The organism is Pseudomonas sp. PA-1-3F (assembly GCF_021609665.1).
Taxonomy (GTDB): Bacteria; Pseudomonadota; Gammaproteobacteria; order Pseudomonadales; family Pseudomonadaceae; genus Aquipseudomonas; species Aquipseudomonas paracarnis.
The window spans coordinates 13,593-29,998 of sequence record NZ_WJZD01000029.1 but is presented as its reverse complement, the minus strand read 5'-3'; the positions used below and the strand labels follow the sequence as shown (position 1 = coordinate 29,998).

12 protein-coding genes, 1 other RNA gene and 1 pseudogene are annotated in these 16,406 nt (G+C 57.3%); 3 read left to right on the top strand and 11 right to left on the bottom strand.

Annotated elements, in window-relative coordinates; genetic code table 11:
- Positions 1 to 27: 27 nt before the first annotated feature.
- Together GIV26_RS20135 and GIV26_RS20130 are read right to left on the bottom strand one after the other, a co-directional pair.
- Positions 28 to 618, bottom strand: coding sequence for a hypothetical protein (locus GIV26_RS20135; RefSeq protein ID WP_236281966.1), 591 nt, complete (start codon positions 616 to 618; stop codon positions 28 to 30).
- 1 nt (position 619) lies between these two features.
- The gene (locus tag GIV26_RS20130) at positions 620 to 1,666 is read right to left on the bottom strand and encodes an N-acetylmuramidase family protein (protein WP_034128386.1); all 1,047 of its coding nucleotides are present in this window, start codon (positions 1,664 to 1,666) and stop codon (positions 620 to 622) included.
- Positions 1,667 to 1,965: 299 nt separating this feature from the next.
- Between GIV26_RS20130 and GIV26_RS20125 the strand changes: the two genes are divergently transcribed.
- Together GIV26_RS20125 and GIV26_RS20120 are read left to right on the top strand one after the other, a co-directional pair.
- Complete coding sequence (locus GIV26_RS20125) at positions 1,966 to 3,390, top strand: AAA family ATPase (RefSeq protein ID WP_268943232.1); 1,425 nt, start codon at positions 1,966 to 1,968, stop codon at positions 3,388 to 3,390.
- Positions 3,387 to 4,112 carry a retron system putative HNH endonuclease gene (locus GIV26_RS20120; RefSeq protein WP_236281964.1) on the top strand — a complete coding sequence of 242 codons (726 nt, stop codon included), beginning with the start codon at positions 3,387 to 3,389 and terminating at the stop codon, positions 4,110 to 4,112. The genes GIV26_RS20125 and GIV26_RS20120 overlap by 4 nt, the downstream gene beginning before the upstream one ends.
- A gap of 10 nt (positions 4,113 to 4,122) precedes the next feature.
- Here the strand turns inward: GIV26_RS20120 and GIV26_RS20115 are convergent, their stop codons facing one another.
- From GIV26_RS20115 to GIV26_RS20095, 5 genes are all read right to left on the bottom strand, one after another.
- Complete coding sequence (locus GIV26_RS20115) at positions 4,123 to 6,084, bottom strand: hypothetical protein (protein WP_236281962.1); 1,962 nt, start codon at positions 6,082 to 6,084, stop codon at positions 4,123 to 4,125.
- 45 nt (positions 6,085 to 6,129) lie between these two features.
- Entirely contained in the window at positions 6,130 to 6,396 is a 267-nt protein-coding gene (locus GIV26_RS20110; protein WP_236281961.1) for a hypothetical protein, read from the bottom strand.
- A gap of 5 nt (positions 6,397 to 6,401) precedes the next feature.
- A complete protein-coding gene (locus tag GIV26_RS20105) occupies positions 6,402 to 6,836 on the bottom strand; it encodes a hypothetical protein (RefSeq protein ID WP_236281959.1) in 435 nt (144 codons plus the stop codon).
- A 126-nt stretch (positions 6,837 to 6,962) separates the two neighbouring features.
- An RNA gene (gene ffs / locus GIV26_RS20100) (signal recognition particle sRNA small type) lies at positions 6,963 to 7,059 on the bottom strand.
- 98 nt (positions 7,060 to 7,157) lie between these two features.
- Positions 7,158 to 8,324 (bottom strand): zinc-binding metallopeptidase family protein, encoded by a 1,167-nt coding sequence (locus GIV26_RS20095; RefSeq protein WP_236281957.1) that lies wholly within the window; start codon positions 8,322 to 8,324, stop codon positions 7,158 to 7,160.
- Positions 8,325 to 8,371: 47 nt separating this feature from the next.
- On the opposite strand from GIV26_RS20095, the pseudogene GIV26_RS20090 reads away from it, so the two are divergent.
- Positions 8,372 to 8,491 (top strand): annotated as a pseudogene (locus GIV26_RS20090) (outer membrane lipoprotein carrier protein LolA); the annotation flags it as partial.
- Between the two features lie 120 nt (positions 8,492 to 8,611).
- On the opposite strand, the gene ligA reads toward GIV26_RS20090, so the two are convergent.
- The 4 genes from ligA to GIV26_RS20070 all read right to left on the bottom strand — a co-directional run bounded on the left by ligA (position 8,612) and on the right by GIV26_RS20070 (position 16,339).
- On the bottom strand, positions 8,612 to 10,978 hold the full coding sequence (ligA, locus tag GIV26_RS20085; protein WP_034128382.1) for an NAD-dependent DNA ligase LigA: 2,367 nt from the start codon (positions 10,976 to 10,978) through the stop codon (positions 8,612 to 8,614).
- A gap of 87 nt (positions 10,979 to 11,065) precedes the next feature.
- Positions 11,066 to 11,929, bottom strand: coding sequence for a cell division protein ZipA (gene zipA, locus GIV26_RS20080; protein WP_054898611.1), 864 nt, complete (start codon positions 11,927 to 11,929; stop codon positions 11,066 to 11,068).
- A gap of 259 nt (positions 11,930 to 12,188) precedes the next feature.
- Entirely contained in the window at positions 12,189 to 15,677 is a 3,489-nt protein-coding gene (gene smc, locus GIV26_RS20075; RefSeq protein WP_236281955.1) for a chromosome segregation protein SMC, read from the bottom strand.
- A 2-nt stretch (positions 15,678 to 15,679) separates the two neighbouring features.
- Positions 15,680 to 16,339 (bottom strand): GntR family transcriptional regulator, encoded by a 660-nt coding sequence (locus GIV26_RS20070; RefSeq protein WP_034128379.1) that lies wholly within the window; start codon positions 16,337 to 16,339, stop codon positions 15,680 to 15,682.
- Positions 16,340 to 16,406: the final 67 nt, after the last annotated feature.

Here is a 16,406-nt window from a genome sequence, read left to right as displayed (position 1 = left end):
TTTCGCGAGCAAGCTCGCTCCTACAATTCAGGGCTTCGGCGCAGCCAACCGTGCGTACTGGCCCTGGCTGATCCAGCCCGTGAACGAACGGTCGTCAGCGTTGATGAACTCCACCTGCGCCCAACCGTCCTTGAACGCCAGTACGCCCACCACATCATGCTTGACGATGTAGGGCCGCTTTGCCGCTTTGGCGCCCGGCGTTTTCAGCAAGTAAGCCTTGTCGGCAGACACCGTCACCAAGCCTATCCATTGTTTGCTGGCGGTCTGGCTCAGCTCCAGGCCGGTGGCGATTTCCGGCATCAGCACATTGATGCAGCCGGGGTGTTGACGGCCCTGCGCCACGGTCAGGGTCACCCCGTCGGACGCCGCTGCCACACTGCCTGGGTAGGCAGCGTCCAGCCAGGTGGTGAGCGCTTCGGGTTTGCCTTGCAGGTAGAACGAGCAACCACGGGCCACACCCTCGCCCATCGATTCCTGGTAGAAACCCTCCACCTGGTGCCCCGGCGTCACCGCCAGCATCAGCCCTTCAAATTGGCCTGAATGCAACGCCGCCGAGCCAGCCAACGCAGGCGCCACGGCGCACCACGACAACACTCCCATCGCCAGATAACGAATCATCTTATTTCTTCCCTTCAAAGGCTTCGTAGGCTTGTTTCATCAGGACGTCATAGTTGCCGTAATCATCGCCGTTATAGTTTCGGGCCATGGCGGTAAAATCCTTGTTTTTCATGGCACTCAATAATGCCGAGTTGTGGCTGCAAAGGCTGAGATAGGCTTTGAGTTGGTTACCGGCATTGATCTTTAATGACGCCACGAACTCAAACACCGTCTTGAATCCGCACGCAGCAAAATTGAACCCCATGATTTGAAACATGCCCCAGGATGCCGACATCAAGGCGGCTTCCTGGTCCAGCGCAAAGGCAGTGGCCATGGTCTCCCAGGCCTTGACCTGATCCTTATTGTTCGTCTGCCATTGCGGGCCGGCTTTTTTCTTGTAGATATACGACAGCAACGGCTGCGACTGGTCGTAGATGTGCTTGGTGTACTTGCGAAAGTGGTGCCCTTCAAAAGCGATGATCGGCAACTTGGCGGGCCCGAACCCCACCTTCCCGCCCGACTCCACCGTGGCGAACGCCTTGACCACATTCACCGAAATGCCGTTGCCCAATTGCTTGGCGGCGTTCTGGAAATCCGTGTCGCTCAATGTCGTCCCGCCATCGCAGGTGGACTGCATCATCAACTGCCGGTTACGCCGCTCGGCCTCGATCACCGCACGCACGCGGTCCAGGTACACATTGACCGTGGCCTGTACCGCATCGACGTTGTTATTGCCGAAAATGTTGAGAAACGTCGGAATGCGCGTATTGGGAAAAGCCCGCACCGGTACCTTCAGCGCCTCTTCGATCAGACTGTTGAACGTCCGCCCGGTGGGGTCGATCACGCCATCGGGATGAGCGTACTTGAGATGGCGAAACTGATACTGGCTGATGCATTGCACCAACTGGCCGTCGCACTTGCCGTTTTCCAGCAAGGCAAACCCCATCTTGGGAATGATCAAATTGAATAAATACTGGATGCACTGAACATCGGCGGGCAAGTTGCGGGCTTTGCCGGGCGTCCCTACCGACGCGCTGATAAGACGAGGCAACCCTTGCAGGCTTTTCATGACAGACATCCTTGTGAGTGAAAGAAGTGATAGCACTTCAATATCAAATCCACGCCCTTGTCATATTCTGAAACAAGTGGCCGGCGCAAGCTAACAAGGCGGTCTGCGGATTGTCCAGTAGCGAGCTTGAAAGTTGTGAGACAGCTATCGAATGCGAAGCAGCCGCTAGCGGCTCGACCGTTTCATCTGACGGCCAGATGAGGTTACCTTAGAAAAATTTAAGCTAAGAATTCGCCCCACTCCGCTTTACTTAGCATTTTCGTCATTTCCCTCTAGTATGCTGTACCACCCGCGACGCAATGGAATACGCCTATGCTTGGTCAGAAAATAAAATCGGAGAAACGACTGTGAGGCTCGACAAACTGCGCGTGCAGAATTATCGCTGCTTTGAAGAGTTCGAAATCGACTTCGACCCTCATCTGACTGTACTGATTGCTTCCAACGGCGGTGGCAAAACCACCATCCTGGATGCTGCACGGGTGGCCCTATGGCCTTTTGTAAAAGGTTTTGACCTGGGTAGCCAGACAGGAAAGTCCGCGACAATTCAAATCGACGACGTTCGCCTTGCCCACCTTTCCAACGGCAACATGGAGCCCCAAGTTCCAAGCGTTATTGAGGCTTTGGGCCCGTGGGGCCACGAAAAGCTTGAAAGACATTGGCTACAACAACGCACGAGCGTGAAAAAATCCACCAATACTCTTGGAGATACTGGCTCCAAGGCGCTGACGGGATACAGTAAATCCCTTCAGGAAAAAGTGCGCAGTGATGAGTCGGTTGTATTACCGCTGATCACTTACCTGGGAACCTCTCGGCTCTGGTTCGAGGGCCGCTTCACATCGGCTGCAGCCCAAACCACTCTCGACAAAACCGAGTACTCCAGGACATCTGGCTATCTAAACTGCCTCTCCTATTCGTCAAGTTTCAAAACCTTTACCGCTTGGTATAGCTGGATTTATCGAAGCTATCGAGAAGCACAGGTTGTAGCTTTAGAACGTAAGACCCAGTTGTCTGATCTTGGAAGCCGCTTCGGACAAATTATCAAATCGATCAAAGAGGCAATTGATCGCTTGATTCAAGCACCAACTGGCTGGCACAGCTTGGAGTACAGCGAGAGTCATCAACAGCAACTGATCATGCATCATCCCGAACAAGGCATATTACCTGTAGAAATGCTAAGCGACGGTTTGCGTAACGCCATCGCCATGGTTGCAGACCTCGCCTTTCGAGCTTGCAAGCTGAATCCACATCTAGGCGCTGAGGCGCCGTTGAAAACGCACGGCATTGCGTTGATCGATGAGGTGGACATGTTTCTCCATCCTCATTGGCAACAAACAATATTGGGGGCATTGCGTGCGGCATTTCCGGCCATGCAATTCATTGTCACTACCCACAGCCCACAAGTCTTGAGTACAGTTCGGCGCGAAAATATTCGAGTAATTGGCAAGGATACGCAAGGCAATCTAGTAGCCTCGCCTCCATTGGCGATGACCTATGGTGAACCGAGCAGTAGTGTTCTGCATAGCGTAATGCAGGTAGATCCGCAGCCACCTGTCATTGAAAAACCTGAGTTGTTACAACTCACTGAATGGGTGGACAAAGGGCGCTATGACGAAAAGCCTGCAATTGAATTGATGAAGCGGCTGACAGAAGCATTGAGTGACCAGCATCCCCAACTTCAACGCCTACAGCGCAGCATCAAACGGCAGAGGGCGCTTAAAAGATGAGGGCTGTTCGCAAACGTGGCCATGGCCCCTATCAATTGAACAATTCACATACAAACCCACCCGTCTCAGCCAAATCGGCAGATAGCCGGTGGTCAGGGTTTGGCTATAAGCAGCAGGTTCTCGCCTACCTGCTGGAAGAGCAATTTGGCCTGTGTTGCTATAGTGAGGTCCGACCAGATCAGATCGGACTAGGCTTTCATATCGAGCACGTCGAAAATAAAAGTCAGAACCCTCGGCGTACTTTTGATTACGACAACCTCGCCGCTTCCGCCCTAAACAGCGAAACCGATTTGCATGCATTCAGAGGAAGGGTATCAGAGGTGTTCGGTGGACACGCCCTCGGCAAATCAGATGCCGTTGATATCAATCGCTTCGTATCCTGCCATCAACCCGACTGCGGTCGTTTTTTCGCTTATCTATCGGATGGCCGCATGGTGCCCGCAGATAAGTTATCCGCAGAAGATGAAGACCGAGCTTTGTACAGTATTGATTTACTCAATTTGAATAGCCCCTTCCTTCAAAACCTGCGTCAGCAGTGGTGGGATGAATTACAGACGCTTTTCGATGATCATATTGACCAAGATATGAGTCTTCATTGCCTCGCTGGTATCGACCTCATTCCTCGCGGCAAAGAGCTGAGCCCTTTTTTCAGCCTCACACGTCAGTTCTTCGGGAGGATCGCACAAGAGGTACTGGACCAGAACCCCATTGATATGAATTAGCTCAACCTGGTCAAAAACCGTGCAACTCACGAGTTTTCTGGTATTTATGGTAATCAATCCACTCGACGACATCATATGGCAAATACAGCTGCATCTTGGCCCGAGAGATCGCGATATACACAGCACAGAGTCGTTGATCGAACGCGTAGGCGTCCTTGAATTTCTCATTGGTTAACAGCTCGGGGGTGAGCAACACCCGGTCGAACTCCATGCCACCAGCGTCTTCTGCCCGCATCAGCATACAGTGCAATCCGGAGCGGATGCTCAAGGGATTCAAGCGCGTGATATCGGCAGCGTTGAAACCTTTTTCTAACTCGTTTTCAATCCACAGGAATGACTCATCGAACTGGCTGGCATCACGTACCTGATGCCAGTTGTCCATGTCGTTGAAATAAGCATGCGGACCATTGGCATTATGCTCCGAGCTATAAAAGTCAGGTTTGAATAGCGCTATGACGCTCATCATGAAGCTCGCAAGATCCTGCTGCGTCCTGCTGTCGGGGAGTCCGAAAGGACAATTAGCCCGATGCAATTGAATGGCCCACTTCATTGTGTCCCAGTGAGATGCTGTCAACACCACGCAACCCTCCGGCGGCACAAAACCCAACGGGTAATGCTCGATGCCGACGTCGGCGTCCCGCGCGCCCTCGAAAGGAGTCTTGCTCTTCTCAGAGTGCACACTGATCAACGGATTAACCAAGCGCTCCACATTGCGACCCGAGCGCACGGAGTAGCTGATATCGCTGTGCCGAACTTCACGTTTTCTTCTAACCATCTCTCCCCTGGCCAATTGATATTCGTCACCCAACGTGATTAAAACCTGACGGCCGCGCTCGATGATCTGCAATAAAGAAGCGGGAATGTCCTGGCTTTCATCAATCAGTATATGGGTATACCGGGGTGGTACCACGCAGCCGGCGAGGCTGGCGCGCTTAATCAGCAAGAGTGCGGGAAAATCGGTCTGGGCGGCCCATTGAGTATTGCGCTCAAGGTAGGCCCACACACGACTTGAATACTCCAATAACACTTGAGCATCCACACCAGATAAAGGTTGTTTTAAGTGTGGTAAATGCCGGACTGAAAGGCTGTAATGGCTGGATTGGCAGTAATTTTCAAGCACCTTGAGACAGACATCGAGAGTCGCCTGACCATCGTGACTACGCCAACCGTGGATGTCCAAGTTCTGCGCCAAGACTTGCTTACTGGGCAACTTGATCCGCGTGCTCGTCTCAAACGACCGAGTGTCATGCAACAAAGCATTGGCAAAAGCAGCAAATGTTAAGCCGGTCCTACTATCAGACGCCAAGCCCATGCGCTTGCGCAGTGTCGCCAGTTTTGCTCCTGTGCGCGCTAATACCAAAGTCTTTTCAGGACGCAGGCACTCCATCAATGCACCAAGCAAGTGGCTTTTACCGATCCCTGCATAACCCTGAACATGTAAGTCTTCATTCAGATTTGCGCGGAAGGTTCGTACCAACTTGTCTTGGGCCGGGCTGAACCAGTGTTCACGGTGCTTAGGTGTAATCATCTGCTGGCTGAACGGGTCATTAGCGCGCAAATGCCGAACCTTATAGTCAAAATCCCATTTTCCAGTTGGCAATAAATAATTACGTCCGGCAATCTCTTCAGGCAGGAGAAGGCGCAGCTTCAAGTCCTTGATGACATTAAGGCCAAAGTACAATTTACGAGGATCAAATAACCGTTGGGCTTCGGATAATAACGTCGGCGCTCCGGACGCAGACACGTCCACCGACCAGCCGATCAATTTGGCCAGGATGCGTTCGGCGCCAGAACAGGTGAGGTCTTTTTCCGAAGCCTGTGCCAAATTCTGGATGACTAGTACTGCCGCCAGCTCTGGATCCGTCAGACTCGTCAGGACATTCGCGCCCTCAGCTCCGAGCAAGGCTGTACAGACTTCGTCCGTAACAGGCAAAAAAACAGGGCTGGATAAATCAAAATGTTCCGGTTGCATACGTCCTCTCGGCCAGGTGCAGACATATCGCGAGACCAATTCCGCTCATTTCAATACGATATAGCGGACATCGTTAAGCCACCCTAACGCGACCAACCTTGAACGCACTTGAGGCACTGATACGCCTAGATCAGTACTCAGATCTGCAAGGATCTGATGAGCCGTGACGATGTTGTAATTTTCATGATTGACATAAATAAAGCCGTGTCCGCGCCATTTCACATCATAATGCTCAAGAAGAGGCACCAGATACTCCGCTAGGGTCCTAGCCTCCATCCAATTAGGCACTTTTGGAGCAGACGAATCAGCCATCGTAATTATTCTCCTTCGATGCTCAACTCGAAGTGATAGTCACCCAATGAACCCGACATGCCACCCGGGTATCGCCGTTGATGGCTGGCTACCATTATCTTCTTTGAATCAATCCGCTGCTGCAGTTCGTAAACCGCAATATCGAGCAGTTTGCGCAAATCCTCAGCGTTATGTGCGGACACATTCAACTCCAACTTATAGACAGCTTCCAAAGGAGCCTGTGCATCCTCAACGGTGACTGCCAGGTGAGGGAATGCTTCTGCGGTCCGATTGATTTCAGACTGGCTGAGAATCGCTGCGTGCTCATCGTCCATGAGGTCAAGCACCCTCGACAGCTCCAGGGTCTGTTCGGGATGCGACTGAATGCGATCCTTTATTTCTAAACGCCGTATCTGCCACTCCCGCAATTTTTCGCGAGTGAGGTCGTCCACTCTTTCCACGTGTGCAATCTCCAGATGCCGGGCACTAGAGTATGCAGCCATGGGCTGCCCTATGGCAGACGACTTTAATGCATTTTTTCAGGTTTTATAGATAAGGGACTGCAGAAGGGAGCGTTATGGAGGCAACCCCACCAGCCACACCCCGGCACACAATGTTCCCGCTGTGGCTGCTGCCTTCCGGCTCTGACCAGGTTCACGGGTAATCGTTGCGGGGGGACCGATGGGGTCACCATAACGACGCTGCCTCTCGGCAAGCCGCGCCATTGTACCCATCTCATCGGAAGTTACAACCGTTGGTTCCGGATTAAAAAATGAGAAGGCTCAAGCACTTGCCATAACCCCATCGGCCCTGCCGCCCTCTTCCTGGATGACCAGGTGAATAAAGTGCAGCTTGGCAATCACCGCGGGCGGCAGCACGAAGGGGTAGAAATCCGGCTGGCCCATGGCGCGGGACAGTTCGTTGAGCATGCCGGCCAGTTCGATCCAGGCATTGACGAAGGAAAGGAATGCCGGGCCTCCAGGGTGTTGCGGGTCGTAGAGCGTGGTCAGGGGGAATGGCTGGTAATCCAGGTCCATCTCGCGGGCGCTCATACCAAAGCCCAGGGCCGTGTCCACGGCGTCCATCATGTGCAAGTAGTGGGCCCAGGTTTCGGCCCAGTCTTCCCAGGGGTGCATGGTGGCGTAGGCGCTCACGCAGGTGAGTTGCCAGTCCGGGCGCGGGCCGTTCTGGTAGTGCCGGTCGAGGGCCTCGGCATAACTGGCACGTTCATCGCCGAACAGGTTGCGAAAAGGTGTGAGCCAGTGACTGTTGGCGATCAGGCGATCCCAGTAGTAATGGCCGACTTCATGGCGAAAATGGCCAAGCAAGGTCCGGTATGGCTCGCGCATCTGTACACGGACTTTTTCGCGGTGGGCGTCATCGGCTTCCTTGATGTCCAGGGTGATCAGCCCATTGGCGTGGCCAGTGGTGGGCGCGTTGCCTTCCAGGTCGATACCGATAAAGTCGAAGGCCAGGCCAGTCTCTTCGTCAACGCTCTTGGGCACCACTTGCAGGCCCAGGCTGATCAGTTGCGCCACCAAGCGGCGCTTGGCGGTTTCGACCTTGCGCCAGCGTTCGGGGTTTTCCGCAATTGATAGGTCAGGAATGGTGCGGTTCAGGCTACAGGCCACGCACAACGGCGCGGTGCTGTGGGCAGGAATCAGCCAGTTGCACGCAGCCGGTGAGTCGAGGTTGGCGCAGCGCCGAAAAGCGCCAGCATCAAGATTGTCGTCGGCCAGCCAAGTACCGACCACCGGCCCAGGTTGCAAGGACGACAGGCGGCTTTGCTGCGGCTGGTAACCCAATGCCGCCTGGCAGGCCAGGCATTGGCTGTTGCGAAAGAACAGCGACTGGCCACATCGGCATTGCCACACCTTGCTGTTGCGCGAGGTTTCGGCCATGAACGGAGCGGCGATGCGCGTGCTGAGTTGCTCGAAGTAGCGGAACATGGCGATCTCTCCCTGGGTGACAGAGACTAGATCATTTCTCGCTCGGGATCGTTCAACTGCTCCCTGTAGGAGCGAGCTTGCTCGCGAAGATCGTTAACGATAACGCAGGCTGCCTGGTTCACAGCGGCGCCCTCCGGTTCTTCGCGAGCAAGCTCGCTCCTACAGTGTTGAGAGATCGTTCCCACGCTCCGCGTGGGAATGCCGCCTTGGACGCTCTGCGTCTGCGCGAAGGCCGTGACGCGGAGTGTCACAGGATGCGTTCCCACGCGGAGCGTGGGGACGATCAATCAGACGGTGATGTTGTGCTTGGCCAGGAAGGCGACGAAGGCCTCTTCGTCCAGTACTTTCAGGCCCAGCTCATTGGCCTTGGCCAGTTTCGAGCCAGCGCCCGGTCCCGCCACCACACAGTGGGTTTTCGCCGAAACGGAACCGGCCACCTTGGCCCCCAGGCTTTCGAGCTTGTCCTTGGCCACATCGCGGCTCATCAGCTCCAAGGAGCCCGTGAGTACCCAGGTGTGCCCGGCTTCGGGCAAGCCTTCAACGACCTTTTTCTCGCTCTGCCAATGCATACCAAAGTCCTTGAGCTGCTGCTCGATGGCCAGGGCATGGCTAGCGTTGTCGGCATTATCGAAAAAGTCCCGCACAGCCTTGGCTTGCTTCTCAGGCAGCGCCTGGCGCATATCGAGCCAGTCAGCCTTGATGACGCCTTCCAGCGAACCGAACTTGTCCGCGAGCTTCTGCGCAGCACCTGGCCCCACCGACGGCACGTGCAGCTTGTCGAGCAAACCGCCCAAGGTGGTGCTCGCGGCGAATTCCGCGCTGAGTTCGCCCTGCTCCTGCAATTGCAAACCGCATTCGTCCGGTGACAATAGCGCGCCAATCACCTGCTGGTTGTGCCCGTCTTCAAAGAAGCTATGGATCTCATGGGCCACTTCCAGACCTACATCCGGCAAGTACGTCAGCACCTCTGGCAACGCCTTTTGAACGCGCTCCAGGGACGCCAGCGAGCGCGCCAGGACCTTGGCCGTCTCCTCGCCCACATCGGGAATGCCCAAGGCGTAGATAAAGCGTGCCAGGGTCGGGGTCTTGCTGTTTTCGATGGCGCTGATCAGCTTCTTGCTGGAGATATCGGCAAAGCCTTCCAGGTCGATGATCTGTTCATATTTGAGCTTGTAGAGATCGGCCGGCGAACCAATGAGCTGTTCATCCACCAGTTGCTCGATGGTCTTGTCGCCCAGGCCGTCGATGTCCATGGCCCGGCGCGAGACAAAATGAATGATTGCCTGCTTGAGTTGCGCACCGCAGGCCAGGCGCCCGACGCAACGGTACACCGCGCCTTCGCTGACGGTTTCCTTGCCCTTGCTACGCTTGACCAGTTGCGTGCGCTCCACATGGGAACCGCACACCGGGCAATTTTGCGGAATTTGCACGGCGCGGGCGTTTTCCGGGCGGCGCTCGGTGACCACCGAGACCACCTGCGGAATCACATCACCGGCGCGGCGGATGATCACGGTGTCGCCAATCATCAGCCCCAGGCGTGCCACTTCGTCCATGTTATGCAGGGTGGCATTGGACACGGTCACGCCGGCCACCTTGACCGGCTTGAGGCGCGCCACCGGCGTGACCGCACCGGTACGACCGACCTGGAACTCCACGTCGAGCAGCTCGGTGAGTTCTTCCATGGCCGGGAATTTGTGCGCGATCGCCCAGCGCGGCTCGCGGGCACGGAAGCCCAGTTCACGCTGGTAGGCAATGCTGTTGACCTTGAACACCACGCCGTCGATTTCATAGCCCAGCGCATTGCGGCGCTCGCCGATGTCGCGGTAGTAGTCCAGACATTCCTGGATACCCTTGGCCAGCTTCAATTCGTGGCTGATCGGCATACCCCACTTCTGCAACTGCTTGAGGTTGCCGATATGGGTGTCGCTGATATCCGCGGTCACCTGGCCGATGCCATAGCAGCAGAATTCCAGCGGGCGACTGGCGGTGATCTTCGAATCCAGTTGGCGCAGGCTGCCCGCCGCGGCGTTGCGCGGGTTGGCGAAGGTCTTGCCGCCCACTTCCAGTTGCGAGGCGTTCAACCGCTCGAAACCGGCCTTGGACATGAACACTTCACCGCGCACTTCCAGGGTGGCTGGCCAGCCCGTGCCGTGCAGTTTCAGGGGGATATTGCGCACGGTGCGCACATTGACGCTGATGTCCTCGCCGGTGGTGCCGTCGCCCCGGGTGGCACCGCGCACCAGCTCGCCATCCTGGTACAGCAGGCTGACCGCCAGGCCATCCAGCTTCGGCTCGCAGCTGTATTCCACCGCCGCGCCAGCGCCAAACAGATCGCCCACCGGCAGATCAAGGCCCTCGGTGACCCGGCGATCAAACTCCAGCATGGTGGTTTCATCGAAGGCGTTGCCCAGGCTGAGCATCGGGATCTCGTGCTTGACCTGGGTGAACGCCGACAATGCCGCACTGCCGACCCGCTGCGTCGGTGAGTCACGCGTCACCAGTTCCGGGTGCTCGGCCTCCAGGGCCTTGAGCTCGTGGAACAGGCGGTCGTATTCGGCGTCCGGAATGCTCGGCTCGTCGAGGACGTGGTAGCGATAGTTGTGCTGATCCAGCTCAGCGCGCAGTTCGAGGATGCGGGTTTGGGCGGCGGTCATGGGTGTTCTCTCATAAAGCAAAAGAGCAGCCGAAGCTGCTCAATATGTTAGTGCACGGATTCTACAGACAACGCTTAAGATCGATCCTCAGCGTTTCTGTGTCAGGGCGCGACGCTCGAACTCGACGATGCGCTGACGGTAGTGTTCGATGGTCTGGGCGGTGAGCACGCTGCGCTGGTCGTCCTTGAGCTCGCCGTTGAGCTCCTGGGACAGCTTGCGGGCAGCGGCCACCATCACGTCGAACGCTTGTTTGGGGTGACGCGGGCCTGGCAGGCCAAGGAAGAAACTCACCGCCGGGGTGCTGAACAGGTCGATATCGTCCAGATCGAACGTGCCCGGCTTGACCGCGTTGGCCATGGAGAACAGCACTTCGCCGTTACCGGCCATGCTTTCGTGACGATGGAAGATATCCATCTCGCCAAAACGCAGGCCGCTTTCGAGGATGTTCTGCAAGAGTGCCGGGCCTTTGAAACCGCCGGCGTCGCGGCAGATCACGCTGATGACCAGGACTTCTTCGGCAGCCGGCTGATCGTTGACCGATTGGCGCGCCGCACTCTTGGCGGACGTCTCGTCCGGGAAATCGTCATCGCGGCTGCTGAAGCTCGGGCCATCATCGACGTCGAGGTTCAGGTCGCCCTGGTGCGGCTCGGCAACCGCCGCGCTACCGCGCTTGCCACGCTTGGACGACGGCTCGCGGGCTTCACGCAGCGGGGCGCTCATCGACGGCAGGTCGTGCTCGTCCAGTTGCGGCTCTTTATGGGTATCCAGCACACGGGGCGGCCCCAGCAGCTCGGCGGCGCCGTCGTCATCAGGCAAGTTGGACAGGTTTCGGTCCAGCCGGAACTTGAGCTTGCCCTTGCCACCGCGCATGCGGCGCCAGCCATCAAAAAGAATACCGGCAATGACAATAATGCCGATGACGATCAGCCACTCGCGCAGACCGATTTCCATGTAATCCCGTGCCTCTAATAAAAAATGCTGAAAAATAAGGGGTTTAGCACCGTGCAAACCGCTTTAAAACGTGGCGCCAACTCTATGTTCTGACTGACGTTTTGCCCACGCACACGAAAAATTGACATTAAACTAGCACGACCAAAGATAACTTTACACCGTCTGTCAAAATGCCTTGAACAAATATGTCCATTTGCCACTTTCCCCAGACCGGTAAATCGCCCTACAGCGTGCTGTAAATTCTCTCTCCCGGCGTGGCTCAGGATTCCACCATCGCCATCGCCTCTTCCACATCCACCGCTACCAATCGCGAACATCCAGGCTCATGCATCGTCACCCCCATCAACTGGTCGGCCATTTCCATGGCGATCTTGTTGTGGGTGATATAGATGAACTGCACGGTCTGGGACATCTCTTTGACCAACCGAGCGTAGCGTCCAACGTTAGCGTCATCCAGCGGCGCGTCAACTTCGTCGAGCATGCAGAACGGCGCCGGGTTCAACTTGAAGATGGCAAATACCAGGGCCAATGCGGTCAGGGCTTTTTCGCCGCCAGACAATAAATGGATGGTGCTGTTCTTCTTGCCCGGAGGCCGCGCCATGATCGTTACCCCTGTATCGAGTAGATCTTCGCCCGTCAGTTCCAAGTAGGCGCTGCCACCACCGAAAACTTTTGGGAATAACGCCTGTAAACCGCCATTAATCTGATCAAAGGTATCTTTGAAGCGGTTGCGGGTTTCCTTGTCGATCTTGCGGATCACGTTTTCCAGGGTGTCCAGGGCTTCAACCAGATCGGCGTCCTGGGCATCCAAATAACGTTTACGCTCGGACTGCTGCTGGTACTCATCGATAGCGGCGAGGTTGATCGCGCCCAGGCGTTGAATACGTGCGGCAATCCGTTCAAGTTCTTCTTCGGCGTCTTTCTCGTTGGCCTGGGCGGTCAGGGTGTTGAGCACGCCGTGCAGGTCATAGCCGTCTTCCAGCAATTGGTCTTGCAAGGTCTTGCGGCGCACGGTGAGGGCTTGCCATTCCATACGCTGTTGTTCGAGCTGGCCGCGGATCAACTGCGATTGCTGCTCGGCCATGGTGCGACGCTTTTCGGCGTCGCGCAGTTCACGGTCGGCGTCTTCCAGAGCGATCTGGGCGGTCTTGAGTTCGACATCGACGGTCATGCGCTTGTCGAGCAATTCCTCAAGCTTGAGGCGCAGCTCTTCCAGCGGCGCCTCGCCCTCCTCCAGGTTGAGGCTCAGTTGCTCGCGCTTTTCGGTCAGGCGTTCGGACTGCATCTCCAGGCGCTCAAGGGCCTGGCGCGTGGAATCATGCTGGGCGCGCAACGAGCCCAGGCGTACGGCCAACTGATGGGCGTGATCCTTGTGCTGCCGGGCTTCCTGGCGCACGCGGTCAAGGCGCTCGCGCAGGCTGTCGCGCTGGGCCAGCAGCAACTCGCGCTGTTCGGTGTCCAGGGCCATGCTGTCGAGGGCTTCCTGCAAGTGCAGGCGCGCTTCACCGATCTGTTCATGTTCCAGGGCGCGCTGTTCGCCCATCTCGGCCACTTCTTCGTCAAGACGGGTGCGGCGCAGGGTCAATTGCTCGACCTTGGCTCTGCTCGCGGAAAGTTGGGCTTTCAACTCGCCTTGCTGGCGCGCTTCGTCCTGCAACAGCCGACGCAGGTGTTCGCGGCCGGTTTCCTGCTGGCGCTGGGTAGCGCGCAGGGTTTGCAGTTCGGTTTCCAGGCTTTCCAGTGTGGCTTCGCGCTCTTCACGCTCGGCGCTCAGGTTGACGATTTCCTGGCCACGGGCCAATACGCCACTTTCCGCCTCACTGGCGCGGCGCACGCGCAGGAAGTGGCGGCCGACCCAATAACCATCGCGACTGATCAGGCTTTCGCCGGCCGCCAATTGGCCGCGTTGGACCAAGGCTTGCTCAAGGGACTCCACGGGCCTGACCTGGCCCAACCATGGCGACAGATCCATCGCCGCCTCGACCTTGTCCAGCAAGCTGCCCGGTACCCTTGCACCCTCGGGCGCCGGGCTGAGCAGGCGCAAATCGCCCTGGGCAAACCCGGCCAGGTCGAAGCCGCCGAAATCATCTACCAGCACCGCTTGCAGATCGGCACCCAACACGGTTTCCACCGCCAGTTCCCAGCCGGCTTCGACTTTCAAGCCTTCGGCCAGGCGCGGGCGCTCGGCCAAATGCTGGTCGCGCAGCCATTCGGCGGTGCCGGTGCCGGGGTCGAGCGCGGCTTGCTGCAAGGCTTCCAACGAAGCCAACCGACCATTGAGCCGCTGCAAGTCGCCCTGGGCTTGCTGCTGCGCCTGGGTCGCGGTGTGCAATTGCTGGCGCAGTTGCTCCAGGCGCTCCACTTGCTGTTCTTCGCTGGCCTCCAGCTCTTCCAGGGTCATTTCGCTTTCGGCCAGTTGTTCGCTCAGCGCCATGATCGCCGCGTCTTCCGGATCGGCAGCGAGCAATACGCGCTCCTCTTGCAACCGACGCTGGCGCTCGGCCAGACGTTCCATGCTGGTTTCCAACTGCTGGATGCGCGACTGCTGAACCTCGGCCTGGCGGCGTGGCTCGGCGGATCGCAGGTTGAAGGCGTCCCACTGTTCCTGCCAGCCGTGCATGGTGGCTTCGGATTCTTCCAGGGCGGCGGCGGCTTCTTCGGCGGCGGCGCTGGTGATTTCCTGCTCGGGGGTGAGCATGTCCAGCTCTTCGCCCAGGGTCAGCAGCAAGGTACGGTCATGGCCCAGGTGCGATTCGGTTTCCAGGCGTGCGCGTTCGGCTTCCTTCAAGTCATCCTGCAACTGGCGCAAACGCTGCTGGCCGTGCTGGATACTCTGCTCGACCCGGGCAATGTCACCGCCCACCGAATAGAAGCGGCCTTGCACCAGATTGAAGCGTTCGGACAACTCATGGTGACCGTCACGCAGGCGCTCAATGCTGGCGTCGGCATTACGCTGCTCGGCCACCAATGCTTCAAAACTGACTTCCTGGGTGCTAATAATCGCTTCGCGCTGGCCCACCTGATCATTCAATGCTTGCCAGCGCAGGGCCGACAATTGCGCCTTGAGCTGGCGCTCTTCACCCTTGTATTCCTGATACTTCTCGGCGGCCTGGGCCTGGCGGTGCAGGCGTTCGAGCTGGCGCTCCAGCTCTTCGCGCAGGTCGGTCAGCCGGGCGAGGTTTTCGTGGGTGCGGCGGATACGGTTTTCAGTCTCGCGGCGGCGCTCCTTGTATTTGGAGATGCCAGCCGCTTCTTCGATAAAGTTGCGCAGGTCTTCGGGCTTGGCTTCGATCAGCTTGGAGATCATGCCCTGCTCGATGATCGAGTAGCTGCGCGGGCCCAGGCCAGTGCCAAGGAAGATATCGGTGATATCGCGACGGCGACACTTGGTGCCGTTGAGGAAGTAACTGTTCTGGCTGTCGCGGGTGACTTTACGACGGATGGAAATTTCCGCGTAGGCTGCGTATTCGCCGATCAGGGTGCCGTCGGAATTATCGAATACCAGTTCGATACTGGCCTGGCTCACCGGCTTGCGGCTGGTGGAGCCGTTGAAGATGACGTCGGTCATCGACTCGCCGCGCAGGTTTTTCGCTGAGCTCTCGCCCATCACCCAGCGCACGGCGTCGATGATGTTCGACTTGCCGCAGCCATTGGGCCCCACCACCGCCGCCATGTTGCTGGGGAAGTTGACGGTGGTCGGGTCGACGAAGGATTTGAACCCCGCCAACTTGATGCACTTGAGCCGCACGCTTAGGCGTCCGCCAAGGCTGCGATGACCAGCGAACTGCTGCGCTGGCAATAGGCTGTGAGCACCAGGCGAATCTGCACCAGATCACGGGCCAGTACTGCGGCGAGCAATTGCTCGAACAGCGCCAGGAACTCGCTCATGGACGCCTTGCGCTGATCCAGCGCCAGGTAATAGGCGCGGTTCATCGCCGGTTGCAGGTTTTCGACGGTTTCCTGCAAATACGGGTTGTTGGCGAAGGGGTACGCAGCGCGCATCACATTGAAGCTTTCTTCGACGAAAGCGCGGATGTCCTCACGCTCCAGGCTCAATTGAAGGCGTTGCTGGATCTGCAGGAACGGAGCCATGTCGGCCTGGGTCTGCCAGCCTTCGGCAACCGCATTGCCGAGCAGGATGTACATCTCGCCCATCAACGTACACAGGCTCTGCACCTTGTGCGCGGTGAGTTCGGTGACGTGGGCGCCACGGCGCGGCAGGATCGCAATCAGATGGCGGCGCTCAAGGATCAGCAAAGCTTCGCGCACGGAACCACGGCTGACGTTGAGCGCCAGCGTGACTTTCTGTTCCTGGATTCGCTCCCCAGGCATGAGATCGCCGCGAATGATACGTTCGGCGAGGTGGTGAGCAATTTGCTCGGCGAGACTGTCCGGCGCCTTGAACGTCATGTTTTCCCTTCAAAATCTGCTATCGGTACAAGCGCGGCAGTGTAGCGCATTGGCCCGCTGATGGCGC

Excerpts from the sequence above, each read along its gene's own strand:
- GIV26_RS20135 (WP_236281966.1), bottom strand. The coding sequence starts at position 618 with ATGATTCGTTATCTGGCGATGGGAGTGTTGTCGTGGTGCGCCGTGGCG.
- GIV26_RS20130 (WP_034128386.1), bottom strand. The coding sequence starts at position 1,666 with ATGAAAAGCCTGCAAGGGTTGCCTCGTCTTATCAGCGCGTCGGTAGGG.
- GIV26_RS20125 (WP_268943232.1), top strand. The coding sequence starts at position 1,966 with ATGGAATACGCCTATGCTTGGTCAGAAAATAAAATCGGAGAAACGACT.
- GIV26_RS20120 (WP_236281964.1), top strand. The coding sequence starts at position 3,387 with ATGAGGGCTGTTCGCAAACGTGGCCATGGCCCCTATCAATTGAACAAT.
- GIV26_RS20115 (WP_236281962.1), bottom strand. The coding sequence starts at position 6,084 with ATGCAACCGGAACATTTTGATTTATCCAGCCCTGTTTTTTTGCCTGTT.
- GIV26_RS20110 (WP_236281961.1), bottom strand. The coding sequence starts at position 6,396 with ATGGCTGATTCGTCTGCTCCAAAAGTGCCTAATTGGATGGAGGCTAGG.
- GIV26_RS20095 (WP_236281957.1), bottom strand. The coding sequence starts at position 8,324 with ATGTTCCGCTACTTCGAGCAACTCAGCACGCGCATCGCCGCTCCGTTC.
- ligA (WP_034128382.1), bottom strand. The coding sequence starts at position 10,978 with ATGACCGCCGCCCAAACCCGCATCCTCGAACTGCGCGCTGAGCTGGAT.
- zipA (WP_054898611.1), bottom strand. The coding sequence starts at position 11,929 with ATGGAAATCGGTCTGCGCGAGTGGCTGATCGTCATCGGCATTATTGTC.
- GIV26_RS20070 (WP_034128379.1), bottom strand. The coding sequence starts at position 16,339 with ATGACGTTCAAGGCGCCGGACAGTCTCGCCGAGCAAATTGCTCACCAC.